The 15,739-nt window shown below is 33.5% G+C and carries 11 protein-coding genes; 5 read left to right on the forward strand and 6 right to left on the reverse strand.

Going from position 1 to position 15,739, the window contains the following annotated elements; translation table 11 throughout:
• Nucleotides 1-84: 84 nt before the first annotated feature.
• Both DG508_RS05415 and DG508_RS05420 read right to left on the reverse strand, forming a co-directional pair.
• Complete coding sequence (locus DG508_RS05415; protein ID WP_108867155.1) at nucleotides 85-2,583, reverse strand: PIG-L family deacetylase; 2,499 nt, start codon at nucleotides 2,581-2,583, stop codon at nucleotides 85-87.
• Nucleotides 2,584-2,696: 113 nt separating this feature from the next.
• Nucleotides 2,697-4,871, reverse strand: a complete 2,175-nt coding sequence (locus tag DG508_RS05420) for an endonuclease MutS2 (RefSeq protein WP_108867156.1) — start codon at nucleotides 4,869-4,871, stop codon at nucleotides 2,697-2,699.
• 89 nt (nucleotides 4,872-4,960) lie between these two features.
• Between DG508_RS05420 and DG508_RS05425 the strand changes: the two genes are divergently transcribed.
• Nucleotides 4,961-5,626, forward strand: coding sequence for a uracil-DNA glycosylase (locus tag DG508_RS05425; protein ID WP_108867157.1), 666 nt, complete (start codon nucleotides 4,961-4,963; stop codon nucleotides 5,624-5,626).
• A 491-nt stretch (nucleotides 5,627-6,117) separates the two neighbouring features.
• Here the strand turns inward: DG508_RS05425 and DG508_RS05435 are convergent, their stop codons facing one another.
• From DG508_RS05435 to DG508_RS05450, 4 genes are all read right to left on the reverse strand, one after another.
• Nucleotides 6,118-6,969 (reverse strand): substrate-binding domain-containing protein, encoded by an 852-nt coding sequence (locus tag DG508_RS05435; protein ID WP_108867159.1) that lies wholly within the window; start codon nucleotides 6,967-6,969, stop codon nucleotides 6,118-6,120.
• A 387-nt stretch (nucleotides 6,970-7,356) separates the two neighbouring features.
• Nucleotides 7,357-8,223 carry an OmpA/MotB family protein gene (locus DG508_RS05440; RefSeq protein ID WP_108867160.1) on the reverse strand — a complete coding sequence of 289 codons (867 nt, stop codon included), beginning with the start codon at nucleotides 8,221-8,223 and terminating at the stop codon, nucleotides 7,357-7,359.
• 97 nt (nucleotides 8,224-8,320) lie between these two features.
• On the reverse strand, nucleotides 8,321-9,313 hold the full coding sequence (locus DG508_RS05445; RefSeq protein WP_108867161.1) for a glycosyltransferase family 2 protein: 993 nt from the start codon (nucleotides 9,311-9,313) through the stop codon (nucleotides 8,321-8,323).
• Nucleotides 9,314-9,440: 127 nt separating this feature from the next.
• On the reverse strand, nucleotides 9,441-9,884 hold the full coding sequence (locus DG508_RS05450; protein ID WP_108867162.1) for a type I restriction enzyme HsdR N-terminal domain-containing protein: 444 nt from the start codon (nucleotides 9,882-9,884) through the stop codon (nucleotides 9,441-9,443).
• Between the two features lie 26 nt (nucleotides 9,885-9,910).
• Between DG508_RS05450 and holA the strand changes: the two genes are divergently transcribed.
• The 4 genes from holA (at nucleotide 9,911) to DG508_RS05470 (ending at nucleotide 15,735) form a co-directional block, all read left to right on the forward strand.
• Nucleotides 9,911-10,915: a DNA polymerase III subunit delta gene (holA, locus tag DG508_RS05455; protein ID WP_108867163.1), complete on the forward strand. Its 1,005-nt coding sequence runs from the start codon at nucleotides 9,911-9,913 to the stop codon at nucleotides 10,913-10,915.
• A gap of 471 nt (nucleotides 10,916-11,386) precedes the next feature.
• A complete protein-coding gene (locus tag DG508_RS05460; RefSeq protein ID WP_159090690.1) occupies nucleotides 11,387-13,162 on the forward strand; it encodes a type VI secretion system Vgr family protein in 1,776 nt (591 codons plus the stop codon).
• 14 nt (nucleotides 13,163-13,176) lie between these two features.
• Nucleotides 13,177-14,136 (forward strand): hypothetical protein, encoded by a 960-nt coding sequence (locus tag DG508_RS05465; protein WP_108867165.1) that lies wholly within the window; start codon nucleotides 13,177-13,179, stop codon nucleotides 14,134-14,136.
• 15 nt (nucleotides 14,137-14,151) lie between these two features.
• Nucleotides 14,152-15,735, forward strand: a complete 1,584-nt coding sequence (locus tag DG508_RS05470; protein ID WP_108867166.1) for a Tox-REase-5 domain-containing protein — start codon at nucleotides 14,152-14,154, stop codon at nucleotides 15,733-15,735.
• Nucleotides 15,736-15,739: the final 4 nt, after the last annotated feature.

The following is a 15,739-nucleotide window of genomic DNA, read 5'->3' on the forward strand; positions in this document are numbered from 1 at the left end:
TATAATTTTTTCCACTTTAGTTTTTCTTGTTTTTCTTCCATGTTTAAAAAATTAGGTTGATCTTATTTGGTATATTCAGGGAGCTTATTTTCCTAAAGAAAGCATATTGGCAAATAATCTATATGCTCCAGAAACTCCTGCAGGAAATTCCCTAAAAAAACTAAGCCCTGTGTAGACATAATATCCTTTGCCATATTGAGCAACTAATAAAGCTCCTTTTTTCTTAGATTCTCCTTTGTCATGGGTTGCAAAAATTGGAGTGTATTCTTTTGACCATTTATTAGGGAAGTATAAACCTCTTTCTTGTACCCACCCATTAAAATCTGTATCTGTAATTTTATTAGGTGAATTCAGAATTGGATGTTCTGGTTCTAGAAAAGTAATTTTAGCATTTTCATCTGTAACACGATCTCTGGATAATTCAAGAGGGTAGGGACCTAAATTATCTGTAACCTTCAACCTACGATTGGTATTGTATTGAATGATAAGGTTTCCTCCATTCTTTACGTATTCTAATAAATATTGTTGTTTAAATTTTAATTCTTCTATTGTATTGTATGCTCTGATTCCTACTACAATGGCATCAAAAGGTTGTAGACTTTGAGTAGAAATAGATTCAGGATCAATACGAGTCACTTTGTAGCCTATTTGCTGTAAACTTTCTGGGACTACATCTCCTGCACCTTCAATATATCCAATGTTTTGTCCTTTCTTTTTGATATCCAGACGAACAACTTTGGTTTGAGAGGGCATTATTACAGTTTGAAAAGGAATATGATCATAATCAATAGTAATAACTTCTTTTGAATGCTTTGTACCGTTAATTTCTACTACGGGAGAAATATAACCTTCGCTTTGAGTTTCTGGAGAGGTGAGCGTAAATACTACTGTTTTTTCTTCTCCTTTTTGAGTAAGATTTATTGCAATATTTGCTGGTGCTATTTGCCAACCATCAGGGTGAGATAATGTTATTTTACCGCTTAGATTTGCTTTTCCTGCTTTTATAGTAACAGGAATCTGTTTTGATGTTCCGTTAGCATAAATAATTACTTTGTCTTTAATCCCAGCAGAAACAGCAGGAATGATCTCAAATGGTTTATATACTTCTCCTTTTACAGGATCGTTGGTTTTATAAACAACTTCTTTTGAGAAGGGAATAGAAACTCCCTCAATCAAGATAGTAAATAGTGCTTTAATTGTATGTTCTGTAGTTGGTTTCCCTATTAACTTTTGATCTTCTACGGTATACATTCCTAATGTACCTTTGGTGTTTAGCCAGTATGGATTTGTTATATCAAAATTGGTAGGGATTGTTGTTTTAAATTCAAAATTATTTCTAATATTATCATTCAATACTTTTTTAGGTGTATTATCTATTCCTAATGTTTCCACTTTAATAGACTGTAGCGTGATATTACTAGGACTTCTATTAATAGCTTCTACTTTAACAGTTACGGGACTTCCTTTTGTAGCATTTGCATCTGTGGCAACGGCTTCTATGTATAGACCAGAAGTAGCAGCAATAATTTCTTTAATTTCTTGAGATTTTACTGTTTTCCAGTGCGTATCTTCTAATTCTTGAATAAGCTGATATGCTTTTACTAATTGAGGGATTACAGCAGAAGGGTTTTTAAAATCAAAATCTTTTTCTACTTGATATAGAATGTCACCAATTGCTTTTCCTCCTTTTACTCGATTCCATGAAGTATCAATTCCTTCAAAAATGTTTGTTTTATCTTTTGGTAATTCTCCTTTAATTAATTCTATATATTCATTTTGTTGACCACGACTTCCTGTACTACCAAATCCTTGTGATTTGTGTTGGCTACGGCTTAATGAGGCTATTTCTGTATTAGAAAGCCCTAAAGAAGGGTAATATATACCTGTATCAAAAGCTAATAGATTTGTTTTATCTGCTTTTTCAAATTTTTCTCTACTACCATAAAACCACCAAGAAGTATTAAAAAATAGTCTTTTTGGTTGCCATGTTTCTGTAAGATTAAGTTGATCTGGATAAATAGTTTGATCACCAGCTAGGTCAAAAGCTTCTACACTTAGCATTGCAGATGAGGTGTGATGACCATGTGTTGTGCCAGGGGTTCTATGATTAAACCTATTGATGATCACATCGGGTCTGAATTTTCTTATAGCCCATACTACATCACTCAACACTTCTTTTTTATCCCAGATAGCTAATGTTTCATCAGGATGTTTAGAGTATCCAAAATCATTGGCTCGTGTAAACAATTGCTCCCCACCATCTGTTCTACGAGCGGCTAGTAATTCCTGAGTTCTGATAACACCTAATAGCTCTCTGATTTCTGGACCTATTAAGTTTTGTCCACCGTCTCCTCTGGTTAATGATAAGTATGCTGTTCTGGCTTTGACTTGATTGGCCATGTACGATATAAGCCGTGTGTTTTCATCATCAGGGTGTGCGGCTACATATAATACAGAGCCTAAAAAGTTAAGTTTTTTTATAGCTTGATGAATTTCTGCACTATTTGGTTTGTTGGGATGTTGTCCTTGTAAAAGGAATGGAAATACAATAGCAATAGTGGCTATAAAAAGTAATTTTCGCATAATTATAGGAGCAATTTTTAGTTGAATTTCTCCAAATATATAAAGATAAAATTCTCAGGATTGGGGTTTAAGGATACTTTAACAGGAAAGGCAATACTGAGAATTGTACTATTTTATTTTGCTTTTCTTTCTACAAACTCCAATTGATCAATAGAAACATTGGTGGTGAAAATTCCATAATTCACAACTGCTTTACCCTTTTCTAGAGTATCTATTGTACCTATAGATTTACCGTCAATCATTCGTACACGATCTCCAATTTTTAGTGTAATTTTTGGTTTTGCAGCCTCAATTTTTTCTTCTTTCTTTTTTTCTTCTTTTTTCTTTTTGCGTATTACCTGAACTTTTTCTTGTACCTCTTTGATTACCTTTTTTTCTTTTGCCTTTTCTGCAGTTCGCTGTTTCGCACTTTGCTTTTTACGCTTAGAATTTTCTACTTCAACAATTTTTATAAATTCATTTATGAGTTCTTTTTTTCTTTTGTTATTAAAGTATTTTTCGCTGAGATCATCTACTTTCTGTCCCAAGTAAATCATTCGTTGATTACTATCATACAATTCTTGATAGCTTTCTAATTTACGTTGTATACGCGTGTTTGTTTTTTCTAAACGTTCTTTTTCTTCTCCTGCTTTTAGTTCTTTAGATTTGAGGTCAGCAGTTGTTTTCTGAAGCTTAGATCTTTCTTTTTGTAGATTTGCAATACTTTTATCAAACCGAATTTTGCCACGCTCTACTTTTTTCTTTGCTTTATTGATTAAGCTATAAGGAATCCCATTTTTTTGAGCTACTTCAAAGGTAAATGAACTTCCTGCTTCACCAAGATGTAATTTGAATAAGGGTTCTAGTGTTTTTGAGTTAAACAACATGTTGGCGTTAGTCATGTTTGGTAACTCACTGGCAAGCATTTTTAGATTGGCATAATGAGTAGTAATAATACCAAACGACCCTCGCTCGTAAAAAACTTCAAGGAAAGCTTCTGCCAAAGCTCCACCAAGCTCAGGATCACTACCTGTACCAAACTCATCTATCAGGAATAAAGTTTTATCATTACACTTGCGTAGAAAGTAATTCATATTCTTTAAGCGATAGCTATAGGTACTCAAATGGTTTTCTATAGATTGGTTGTCTCCTATATCTGTAAGAATTACATCAAAAAGGCACATTCTACTATATTCATGTACTGGAATCAACATACCACTTTGCAACATAACTTGTAATAAACCAATCGTTTTTAAGGTAATACTTTTACCTCCAGCATTAGGGCCCGAGATTACTATTATCTGATTGTTTTGGTCTAATGTTATTGTTTGCGGAAAAGTTTTTTCTCCCTTTGACTTATTAGTAAGATAGAGTAGTGGGTGATATGCTTTTTGCAGCGTTAATTCTTTGTTTTCTGTAATTTTTGGTAGAACAGCATTCAGCTGGCCTGCATATTTTGACTTTGCAGATACTACATCGGTATCGCTTAGATAGTCTTGATATTGTATTAATAGTTCAGAAAATGGCCTTAGCTTATTGGTTAATTCCTTGAGTATTTTTACAATTTCTTCACGTTCCTCATACTGAAGGTTGCTAAGCTCACGACTATACTGCAAGGTTGCTTCTGGTTCAATATATACAATACTTCCCGTTTTAGAATTTCCCATAATCGCTCCCTTTACCTTACGGCGGTACATTGCTTTTACGGCCAAAACTCTACGATTATCTACGACACTTTCTTTGATTTCATCTAGATAGCCAAGACTGTTGTATCTAGTAAGGTCTTTACCAAAACTTCCATTTAGTTTACCTTGTATGATATTGATATCTTTTCTTAGTCTATATAATATTGGTGATGCATCATCTTTTATTTCACCAAACTTATCTACTATGTTTTCTATAAGAAGGGTAACTTCTTTGGTAAATGGTATTGCAGATGATGTTTGATATAGAACAGGATAGAGTTCTGCATTTTTTCTAAAAAAAAGAAGTAATTCATTAGTCGTTCTAGTAATAGAAGCTAATCTTTTTAAGTTTGAAGTTTCTAAAAATGTGTTCTCAATATTAAGCAATTGAATTTCTTTGGTAATGCTATCAAATCCATGATTAGGAATACGAGTATCATTAAGAAAGGAAGATTTATATTCAAATACTTCTTGTAATGAAATATGAAGTTGTTCTTTGGTATTGAAAGGAACAATTTGTAATGCTTTTGATTTACCAAAATCAGTATTGCAGTATTCTGCAATATGACTTAAGATACTATCAAACTCAAGATCGTCGAGTGTTTTTTTAGAAATACGAATCATACTTTTTTTTACCCTATTTTTGGGTTATATTCGGTCGTTTTTTAGAACAAGGCAAAAGTACACAATTGCTATAATTTTTTGACACTGATATGAATGTAAATATTGAAACAACTTGGAATCAGAGACTTAGTAAGGAGTTTGATAAGCCTTATTTCACTACATTGGTTGATTTTGTGAAATCGGAATATAAAAACAATACTTGTTATCCGAAAGGAAGTGATGTTTTTGCAGCTTTTGATCATTGTAGTTTTGATGATGTCAAAGTAGTAATAATTGGTCAAGATCCATATCATGGAGTAGGACAAGCAAATGGTTTATGCTTTTCTGTTAGTGATGGGATTGCTATGCCTCCTTCATTAATCAATATTTTTAAAGAAATAGAAACAGATCTTCAATTACCTTTTCCTGAAAACGGAAATTTAGAACGCTGGGCAAAGCAAGGAGTGTTATTACTAAATGCTACACTTACTGTAAAGGCGCATGAGGCAGGATCTCATCAAAATAAAGGATGGGAGCAATTTACAGATGCTGTAATACAAGCAGTTTCGGATAAAAAAGAGAATGTAGTCTTTTTGCTATGGGGGGGATATGCAAAGAAAAAAGGATCTAAAATTGATAGATCAAAACATTACGTCCTTACAAGCGGACACCCTTCACCTTTGAGTGCTAATAGAGGGTATTGGTTTGGAAATAAACATTTCAGTAAAACCAATTCATATCTACAGGAAACGAATAAAACCAGCATTAATTGGTAAATATTTCTTATGCTGCGTTAGGAACTTCTGAAGATTTCGACTTATTAGATGATTGGTCTGTTATAGTATTGATCTGAGCTTTTTTTGCCTTTGATTTCTTTTTATCAGAGTCAACAGAGTGTGTACTTAACTTAAGTAAGATAAAATTAAAGACAACGAGACCTGCAAGTATTATTAAAAAAGTTACCATAATTGATAGATTTGTTAGTTAACTAGTAATTATTAGATGCACTTATATGTAAAAGGTTGCTTCATGCGTTAATAATTAGTTAATATAATTGGGGTAGGCTGGGCAAATGTACAATTTTTTTTAATTGTATAAATGCTCTAATCTTATATATTTTAAGAATTGATTACTTTGTAATATCAGATGTTTTATTTTAAGTATACGATATTTGGATATATATATAGTTTATAATTCGTTAATAAATAGCATTTTATTTTAACTATTTTTTGGTTAAAGAAAACTTATTTTTTTAATAAACAGTATATTATAGATCAAAAATTAAATTTTTTGGATCTGTTTTTTTATCAATTATATCTAGGTTAAACAAATAATCCTGAACCTTGATCAATGTTTCTTTCTCTATTGGTGATTGGCTCCATTCTGTAAGTGCTAGCCATTCACGAATATCTTTGAGTTGTTGATCATACCTATAGGCTAATGTTTTATCAATGCTAGGTATGTGCTTAAAATCAGAAGTGGTGGTGTTTATTATATCAAGAATTGTTCTTACCGTTTCTGTATTTGCAGAAAGAACTTCTTCTCTAACTGCGATAACAAAACATGGCCATGGAGTAGGGCAGTCTGCTACTCTTCTAAAAATTCCATTGTCTACCAATGGTTTTGTTGTAAAATGCTCCCACATAAAATAATCAGCATTTCCATTGGTTAATGCATCTACTGCACCGTCTAAGTTTCTTATTACTTCAAATTGTAATAAAGAGGTATCCCAATCATGATTTTGTGCATTTACATGTGCCATCAAGTGTGAGCCAGAGCCATATCTACTAATTGCCGCTTTTTTATTTTGTAATTCAAAAATAGAAGAATAATTAGAATTTGCCCCTACATGAATCCCCCATATGAGAGGTGTTTGAATATATGTTTGAACAATTTTGCAAGGATTACCTGCTATAATATCTTTGGTAATTCCTTCTGTAAGAACTACTGCAATATCGATATCTTTATTTCTAAGAGCTTCACACATTGCACCTGTTCCTCCAGGATACTCTATCCACTCTAATTGTATATCGTTTTTAAGATAGCTTCCATCTTCAATACTTAGATGCCAAGGTAAATTGAAATGCTCAGGAACACCACCTATTTTTATAGTATTCATGCTATCTAAAAGTTAATATTGTGTATTTCATCGATATTTTTTGTTTTTTAACGATAAAAAATGATTGTTTTTTTATATATTTGAATTGTAATTCTTTTAAACACCATATATTTATGAAAAGTTTTAACCTCAAATAAAAACAATATTGCTATGAAAAAGAATTTTTTAAAAAATAAAAATACATATGTAAAGGTTGCGAAGGTAAAAAATAATTCTTTAGAGAATAGTATCGTAATTTTTATTGCAGTATTGTTAGTTACTAATCTGTTGATTAGTCTTAAAATATTATTTGGTTAATATTATTTTTTTGTTTCGTATAAAAAAAGGTTATCATTTATTTGATAACCTTTTTTATATTTTAAATAATTAAAAAATAACTCCTAGATTTTAATTACCTCCTTGAGTTGCTTTTTTCATACCATCTTCAATCATATTATAAAACTGATCAAGTTTTGGTAAAACTACAATTCTTGTACGTCTGTTTTTTGCACGATTTGCTGCAGAAGAATTATCAGATATAGGAATGTAATAACTTCTTCCTGCTGCTGTCATACGCTTAGGATCTACTTTAAAATCTTTTTGTAATACTCTTACCACAGAAGTAGCACGTTTTACACTTAAATCCCAGTTGTCTAAAAGAACTTTGTTTTTGATTGGCACATTATCGGTATGACCTTCTACAAGAAATTCGATATCTGGTTTGTCATTTACTACTTTTGCAACCTTACCAAGTACTTCACGAGCTCTGGCAGAAACATTATAGCTACCACTCTTGAATAATAGTTTGTCTGAAATAGAAACATACACTACTCCTTTTTCTACATTTACTTGTATGTCTTCGTCTGCAAGGTTACCAAGTGCTCCTTTAAGGCTAGTTACAAGAGCTAAGGTTACAGAATCTTTTTTGGTAATAGCATCTTGCATTGTCTTAATCTGTAAATCTTTTTCTTTGATACTCTCTAAAGATTTTTCTAGATTTTCAGCTTCTTTTGTTGATAGTGTTGCTAGATTACCAACATTGTTTAATAAAGCAGAGTTTTGATTCTTTAGGTTAGATACTTGATCTTGAAGAACTTTTAGTTGTGAGGTTGAGCTGGCTTTTTCTTCAAGACAGCTATTTAATTTTACGGTAGCTGAATTCAATAAATCCTGCGTCTTTTTTTGTTGGGCTTCTAGGTCAGAAAACTTCTTCTGCGAAACGCAAGAAGAAAGTAATATTGCTAGAGAGGCCCCAATAATCATCGCTTTTTTCATTAGAAAATTTGTTTTAGTCTTATTCTGGTTATATAACTCAAAATTATTAAAAATGTGACGTAATACTAGGTCATTAACAATAATTTATTATATCCCCTTATAATTGATTGAAATGTTTACGTTTTAATATGAAATATTGCCATACAACGGAAAAATAAGTATAATATTTCCCCGTTTTTGAAAGTTTTTTTCGTTTTTTACATAAAGTGCTGAGGTTCTTATAGAAACTCATATGAGCTTTGAAAATAGCAAAAAAATGAGAAAATTTACCTTGTAGTAAAAATCTGAATGCTGCTAGACCATCTAATAGCATTCTAATAAGTACTAAAAACCACACTTTTTTTCCTGGTACATTCTTGACAAGCAGATAAAGGCTATTTCTAAAATTAAGAAATGTTTTTTTAGGATTCATAGAATCTAGTGTAGCTCCACCCAAATGATATACAACAGATGTACCTTCATACAATATCTTGTACCCATTGCTCTGTATTCTCCAGCAAAGATCAATTTCTTCTTGGTGCGCAAAAAAATCTTCATCCAATTTCCCTACACTCTCAAATACTTGTTTCCTTATAAATAAACACGCTCCACTAGCCCAAAATATAGGGGTGCTATCGTCATATTGCCCGTTGTCTTTTTCTAGTGTATCAAATATCCTTCCTCTACAATAGGGATACCCTAATCTATCTATATACCCTCCAGCAGCTCCTGCATATTCAAAATGAGTTTTCTTTTTATAGTCTAGTATCTTTGGTTGTATAGCGGCTACTTCATTAAATGCCTGAAAGGTTTTAAGAATCGGTACAAGCCAATCTTTTGATACTTCTACATCACTATTAAGAAGACAATAAATATCGGCATCAATCTTTGCCAATGCATCATTGTACCCTTTAGCATAACCTCCATTTACTTTATTCTGAACAATCCTTATTTCTGGAAAATGAGTTTTTACATAGGCTACAGAATCATCTGTAGAAGCATTATCTGCAAGATAGATAACAGCTTCCTGAGAGTTTTTTATAACCGATGGCAAAAACTGTTCTAGTAAGGATCTTCCGTTCCAGTTTAATATAACTATTGCGATATTCACGACTGCAAAATAAAGGGAATAATTAATATAACTCCTAATTCAGATAAAAAAGTATATTGTTCAAAAAATAATAAACGATATATCCTGTTATAATCTAGGTGTTTAACCTGATTAAAAAAAATAAAAATTATTTGTGATTTGGTATGTCTTTTAGAAAAGTATATTTTTTTTCAGTATAATTCATTTGGCAGTAATAGTGATCTATACCATTGGTAATCATCAAATACTCTGCATTCAAAGCAAGATTATAACGAGCAATCTGATCAAATACTTCTTGAGTAATTTTTATACGAGTAGATTTGCATTCTACAATAAGAAAGATACTTCCGTCTGGATTAAATATGATGATATCATACCGCTTATTAAGATCGTTAAACTTTATTAGTTTTTCTACATTGATAAGAGACTCAGGATATTTTTTTTCATCAATAAGAAAATGTACCGTATGTTGTCGTACCCATTCTTCTGGAGTAAGAATGATAAATTTTTTGCGAATCCTGTCAAAAATAGAAACTTTATTTTCGCTATTTTTGAACCTGAACCGATACTCGGGAAAGTTAAGCTTTTGCATAACACAAATTTGATGATTTTTTCTGAATGGATGAAGTAAAGCAAATCGTAAGTGATATAAAAAATGGAAATATTAAACCTATATATTTCCTGATGGGTGAAGAACCTTATTATATTGATAGGATTTCTGAATATATAGATAAAAATGTACTTGCTGAAGAAGAAAAAGGATTCAATCAAATGGTACTATATGGTCGTGATGTAACTATAGATGATATTGTAGCCAATGCAAAGCGTTTTCCTATGATGGCAGAACGACAGGTTGTTATTGTAAAGGAAGCGCAAGAATTATCCCGTACAATAGAAAAACTGGCTCCTTATGCAGAGAACCCACAGATGTCTACTGTTCTTGTGATGTGCTATAAGTATAAGAAGATTGATAAGAGAAAAAAACTGTATAAAATAGTAGCAAAGAATGGGGTTATTTTTGAAGGAAAAAAGCTCTATGAGAATCAGGTAGCAGATTGGATACGTAGGGTTTTGGCGGGTGCTAAATATAGTATAGAGCCCAAAGCAGCACAAATGCTAGTAGAATTTTTGGGTACTGACCTTGGCAAAATTAATAATGAATTAGATAAATTAAAATTAATAATCCCAGCTGGCTCTCAGATTACTGCAGACCAAATAGAAAAGAATATCGGTATAAGTAAAGAGTTTAATAATTTTGAACTCCGTAAAGCTATAGGAACCAGAAATGTGGTGAAAGCTCATTTGATTATCAATTATTTTGCACAAAACCCAAAGGATAACCCTCTGGTAGTTACCATTTCTTTACTTTATGGTTTTTTCTCTCAGGTATTGCAATACCATGGATTGGCAGATAAATCTCAACGTAATGTAGCTGGTGCACTAAAAATCAATCCTTACTTTGTAAAAGATTATTCAGAAGCAGCTCAGAATTACCCAATGAAAAAAGTAAGTGCCATTATTGCTTATATCAGAGATGCAGATGTAAAAAGTAAAGGAGTCGGAGCATCTAATCTTCCCCAAGGAGATATCCTCAAAGAACTACTTGTAAAAATTATGGGATAATCTTTTACCAATCATTTTGATTATTCATTGTCCAGTTAAAAGAAATCACTTCTTTCGTATTTTAAAATATAAGATTTGATGGAGTGTTTTGTTGACTTCTATTAGGGTATGCGATAATTAATACCTGTCTCTGTTTGTGAATGACAAACAATATATAGTATAAAGATAAGCTGATTTGTCATTCTATATGAATCCACTTATATCAAAAAACGATTATTTTCCTTTGAATAAATAGTATAAGCAAAGTTGGTATAAAAACTACTTGCAATACAGTCTGTGTTTTATGTCATTTAGTTGATAATCAGATTTTTCCTGTTAATAAGAATATAAAAAGCGTGTTTGTCGGTAAGCTACTGTGTTATGTCGAATAATTGTTTAAAGTGTTCATTATCAGTACTTATTTTAGTATTTTACAATCCCCCCGTTTGCGTTTGCACTTCAACTATAGTTTTAATTTTATTTAGCATTGATATGGCACTACAGTCACAAATCCAGATTTTTATTGGGGGAGCTCCAATAAAAGCATTCAAAACATTCAATTTATTTCAGGAGATTGATAGTCATCATGATTTTGAGTTGATATGTCGCACCGATATTTTAGAAAATGGATCAGAAGAATTGGCCTCGCAGACCAAAAATTTTCTGGGAGAAATCTTTATTCTACAAGTAGAAGCCTTTGGAGTATCAGGAGGATATAAAGAACTTGAATTCAAAGGGGTAGTGACCTCTGTAAATGTTAAAAAAGGGCATCGTCATTCTGATACTGATAATGTGATCATCTCAGGAAAAAGTAGTTCTGTCATAGCAGACGATGGGCCACATTATAGTTCCTATAATGACACGGGTTTATCAGAAATATTGACCCAAACTTTTCAAGGATACGATATATCCAAATTAGAAACTGCTTTTACCCCCGTAAAATCAACACCATTACATTATAGTGTACAGCAAAATGAGAGTTCATACGAATATGCCAGTCGTTTGGCAGCACAGTATAGTGAGTGGTTTTATTACGATGGTAAAAAACTTATTTTTGGTAATACAGACTATAAAACGATTCCACTTCAATACGGCTTTGATTTGCAAGAATTCTCATTAGAATTAGCGCCCAAACCCAATAAATATAAATACTTCACCAATGATTATATAACCGATCAACAACATGAGAAATCTACATCAGAGGTTGATACGGGAGTTAATGGTTTTAATCAATTTACCAGTGAGAAGAGCAATACCTTATATGCCAAAGAAACGGCCGTATATATCAATTCTTATGATGATCCACAACTAAAACAACGTCTGGACACCCATGTAGAGCAACAAAAGAAAGCAGTAGAGGTAAAACAAGTAATTCTAAGAGGTAAAAGTGATAATCCAGGAGTGCATTTGGGGGATGTAGTCACCATACAAGATGGTGTTATGAGCTACGGATCGTTTAGGATAACAAAAGTAAGCCACCATGCCATAGAAAACGGAAAGTATGTCAATAAATTTGAAGGAGTAACAGCAGATATCGATGTGTACCCCAATACCAATATGATGGCGTTTCCCAAAAGTGAAGCTCAGGTAGCATCTGTAGTAGAAAATGTAGACCCTCAAGGAATTAGCAGAATAAGAGTACAATTTCCATGGCAAAAACCGTTGGGCGAGATCACTCCCTGGTTACGGGTAGTAGCACCTCATGCGGGTGGAGAAAAAGGATTTCATTTTATACCAGAAAAAGGAGAAGAAGTACTCATAGGTTTTGAAGGCGGTAATGCAGAACGTCCCTATGTTATTGGCAGTTTGTATACAGGAGGAGCACACCCCAGTGGTTTTCAAAGTGATGCCAATGATATCAAAGCAATACAATCTCGTAGTGGTACCAAAATGATTATGAATGATAAGGTAGGTAGTATGTTGCTCACCGATAAAGGCACGGCCTCTATGATGATGGATGGTGGGGGTAATACCAAAATGGCTACAAATACCAGTCATACTACAAGTGTTGGCGAGGACTCTAGTGTTCTTAAAATGGATGCTGATGGTAATATAGACCTTACCGGAAAAGAAAAATTAACCATAACAATCGGAGAAAGCAGTATTTCAATGCTTAAAGATGGTACCGTAAAAATACAAGGAAAGGCAATCACTGTAGAAGGTGATGATATTGGGGTAGGCGCACATAAATCTACAGCAATTTTTTCTCCTAGCAATCATATCGCAGGAAATACAAAAATGGATGGCGGAGATGTTTTTATTAATTAAAACTGCAAAGTAATATGTTTGGTAAAAAGGATACTACAATTATGATCTCTAAGCCGTTTTCTGATCGATATACCTTGTTTATTGATAGTAAAATGATCGCTGCAAATGTAACAATGAACTCTAAGACGCGTATGCGTTGGGAGTTTACCATACACCGTGTTACAACAGAATATCTAGAAATCTCTTTATTACAATTAGAAAACACCCTTATAGAAAGTGATAATCCAATGATTAAAGATATTTCTTCTATGAGTCAGGCTTTTGGCAAAATGTATTCAGAATTACATTTGATTATAACCCATACAGGAGAAGTGCTGGAAGTATTAAATATGGATTTGATACTAGACAAGTGGAATATTGCCAAAAAAGAAATGGAAAAAGCAATTGAGCATTCTCCTGAGGCAAAAGAAATTCTAGTGCTTAATGATGAGATTTTTAAAGATAAAGAAAAAGTAAAGCTGGCCATTGGCGCCAATGATTTTCTAAATCTTTATTTTCCATATGCCTATGGCAAATCACTACCCTATAAAAATGGAGACATTGTAACTCATAATTTTCTGAACTCAAATACACTTCAATGGAAAACTAAGGTAAAAGCAAAAGAAGAAGATACCTCAACAGGAACCCTGTTTTTGGTAGACGTATCTGCAGAACCCTATGGTATATTAACCAGAAGCTGGCATCAAAAAGCATATAAGAATTTTGAAAAAGTAATGGATATCAAAAAGCTGGAAGCCTTGCTAAAAAAAGAAAGTCAATATACCATTGCAAAAGATACAGGTAAACTATTAGAAGTACACTCTTGTAATAAAGAGGTGGTTGATCAAGAAAAGCTATATACAGTCATGACGTATAATATGGTAGCAGATCATAAAAATCAAAAAGCAGATACTAACCAAAAATCGGCAAACTCAACAAAAAATGAATATACAAAACCTAATAGTAAAAGGTCTTTTTTAATCGATGACCTATAAACAGATCAAATAGTAATGGGCAATAAAATAATTACAGAAAAAGATTTTTGGATGTGTTCTACAGGGTGCGTACCCGCACCTTTTCAAGGAACTGCTTCCCGCCCCAAAACCAAACCAGGAGAGGTCTATATTACCGAGCGAGATACCTCTACAGCTAGTTTTATAGATTTTGGCTGTAGTAAATACATGTGGATAGCCGCTCTTGCTGCCGCTGTATTGGTAGTAGGTGTTATTGTAGTAGGAGTACTCACCGTAGCAACAGGCGGAGCAGCCTTATTGATTATCGGTGCTATTGCAGGAGCCGCAGGAGCCACATTTGGTGGTGTTGTAGGAGGGCTGTTATGTGGGCAACAGCTAAGCGGAAAACGTACATGGATTGGTACCAAAAATAATTTTAAAGTAATAGGTACCCCTACCATAACAGGAAATAGCACAATGACCTGTGCCGCAGGAGGGAGTATAAAATTTATGCCTAATATCAAGAATTGGTGGCAAGCCATATCGCTGACATCAGCCAATTATATAGGAGAGATTTTTCAAGGGATGATGATTGGGGTTACTGTAGGTGCCGCAGGCATGGCATATTTAGGCGGTGCAGCCGCTTATAGTGTAGGGGGGATGAGAGCTGTAGGGCAGGCAGGATTAAAATTTCTGGCAAGCACACCAAGAAACCTTGTTGTTAATGCTATAGAGAGTGTGAGTAAGGTTGGGCTACTTTTTAGAGGAGTTGGTGGTGGTCAAGGAGCATTACAATCCTATGGAGAAACGGGGAGTGTTACTTATGACTCTGTAAAAGAAGGTGTGATTGGCGGAGAAATGAGTGCCTATCGGGTAGTTACAGGACAAGGTAGTTGGAACGATGTATGGGGTACTGCCATGATGTTTTTACCTGTAGGGCAAGGAAAACGAGATGTAGAAAACAGTTTTCGTAGTGCTGCAGATGATGCCCAAGTAAGAGACGCAGAACCAATAAGAACGGACGAACCAGAAACTACTACCAAAGCAGATGAGCCCGAAACTGCTAGAACGGATGAGCCAGAAACCAACAAATCTGATGAACCCGAAACCACCAAAGCAGACGAAGAAGAAGGAAACACTACCCGAAATACAGAAAGTGAATCTCCTACAAAACCTACTAAAGATGGGAAAGCGTATGAGGAGGGGAGTAATGCTAAAAAACCATCTTATCAACACGGACAAAGCGATGGAGGACCAGGAACATGGCAAAAAGAAACTACTCCTCAAAAAGGTGCAGAATATCAGGAAAAAGTTACCGGTGCACCTAGAGATACAGAGTATGTAGTACCATCAGAGCGTATGGCTAGTGGCAAAAAGAAATTTGACGGTTATGATCCTGAAACAAATACTTTGATTGATGCTAAAGATTGGGACGGATGGCCTCCGGAAGGTAACTCAAGTTTTGATACTTTTGCACAACAAAAAGAAAAAACAAACATTTTAAATGACTCAAGGATTGCAGAACAGAATGGTTCAAATCTAGAATATCATGTGCCAACACAAGCTAAAAAACAGCAAATCATTGAAATTATGGGTAATGACATGCCCGATAATTTTGATATAGTAGTAACACCTAAATAGTATT

The organism is Aquimarina aquimarini (assembly GCF_900299535.1).
GTDB classification, from domain to species: Bacteria; Bacteroidota; Bacteroidia; order Flavobacteriales; family Flavobacteriaceae; genus Aquimarina; species Aquimarina aquimarini.